Genomic DNA, 1,770 nt, shown 5'->3' with positions numbered 1-1,770 from the left:
TAGTCAACCTAGTGGTGTTGTGCCCGCTTTTGTGTGACGGCGTGGGTGGTCGTGCGGGGTGCTGTGACGAGCAGGTGTGGCCCGTCATGGATGTGGATGGTGGTGTCGTCGATGGTGACGGTCAGGACTTTGCGGGCGTGGTTGCGGCCGATCTGGACGCGTTGGCGGGCGATCATGATGCTGCCGTTGCTGGAGACGATTCGCTCGACTGTGATCGGTGTTGGCGCTGGTGGGGTGGGTGGTGGTCCGGCTGGTCGGGCGCCGCGGAGGTAGGCGACGGCCCTGGTGGTGAGCGGGCTGGGGACCGAGCGGAGCAGGGTGCGGTCGGCGTGGTCGAGCACTGCCATCAAGCCGTTGTCGAAGCGCAGGATGACCCGTCGTCCGGCCAGCGGGAAGCCGATGGTGACGGCTTTGTTGGCGAGGCCGACGCGGCCTGCGGCGTTGACGGTGCGTTCGACCTCGATGGCCGGGCCGGCCGGTGGCTGTGTGGGCGGATCTGTGGTGATGCGGGCGTGCTGGGTGTGTACGAGTGCGTGGAGGTCTGAGGTCGTGAGCTTCGAGGCGAGGGTCTTGACCAGCACTCCGGCGAGGAAGACCCGCAGGTAGGTGGTGCAGATCCGCAGGACGATCGGGGTTCCGGCGCGGTCGGGGCCGAGCCAGATCTGCTGGCCTCTGACTTGCAGGTTGCCCGAGGCCGGGACGGTCTTGTCCAGCTCGACCGTGATCGGAGCTGCGACTGGTGACGGGCCGATCTGCTTGAGCCGCAGCAGGTTCAGCGGTATCCGGGCGTCCTCGATCTCCGGTTCGGGGTCATGCTGGTTGTCGAGGAGGTCGAGTTCGGCGGGCAGCACGAGGGGCAGGTTCTTGTCGGGTGGTGCCGGGGTGAACCGGTCGACCGGGATGCGCATGTCCAGGGCTTGGTGGGGTCGGTCGATGTTGTATTCGGTGATCCAGGTGTCGATCGCCGCTTGAGCCGCGAGGACTGAGACGAACGGTTCGTGGTCGTCGAGCAGCTCGCGGCGGAAGGTGCCGTGGAAGCGTTCGATCTTGCCCGTGGTGGTCGGGGATCGGACGGCGGTGAGCCGGTGGGTGATGCCGTTCTCGCGGCAGATCCGGTCGAACAGCACCTCACCGGCGCGTGGTCCGCCGAACTTGCCGGTGAACTGTTTTCCGTTGTCGGTCAAGACTTCCAGCGGAACGCCGTAGCGTTTCAACGCGTGCGCGAACGCCGCGGAGACAGCCCGTCCGGTCGCCCGCAGGACCACGGTGGCGCAGACGATGAACCGGGAGTGGTCGTCGATGCCGGTGACGACCTTGATCTCGGTGCCGTCGGTGAGGAAGACGCCGCCCATGATGTCGAACTGCCACAGCTGCATCGGCCCTGGCCGTTCCCAGCGCGTGTAGTCGGAGCGTTTCCGCTTGCGTGACAACGGTTCCAGCAGCCCAGACCGGATCAGCACCCGGTAGACCGTCGACCGTGACGGCACCGGGTTCACGTCCCGGCGTTCGAGTTCGTGCACGAGACGGCGGGGGCCCCACGTGGGGTGGGTGCGGCGCAGTTCGCAGATCAGGGCTTCTGCGTCGACGTCGACCTGGTGCGGGCAGGTCTTGGGCCGGTGCGACCGGTCGGCCAGGCCCGCGAGACCGCCGTCGCGGTAGCGCTTGCCCCAGGTGTGCACGGATTGCCGCGAGACGCGGTATCTGCCCGCGACCTCGGCGACAGGGACGCCTGCCAGGACTTCCATCACCGCGTGATAGCGCTGTTCGACC

1 protein-coding gene is annotated in these 1,770 nt (G+C 67.3%); it reads right to left on the bottom strand.

Translation table 11 applies throughout. From position 1 onward, the window contains the following. Positions 1–8: 8 nt before the first annotated feature. On the bottom strand, positions 9–1,770 hold a 1,762-nt coding region (locus IEZ09_RS45845), incomplete at its 5' end, for an IS481 family transposase (protein WP_189260137.1).

The sequence above is a fragment of the Lentzea flava genome, assembly GCF_014648475.1.
Lineage (GTDB): Bacteria > Actinomycetota > Actinomycetes > Mycobacteriales > Pseudonocardiaceae > Lentzea > Lentzea flava.
Note: the sequence above shows the minus strand (reverse complement) of the source record. Positions and strands in the feature narration are given on the sequence as shown.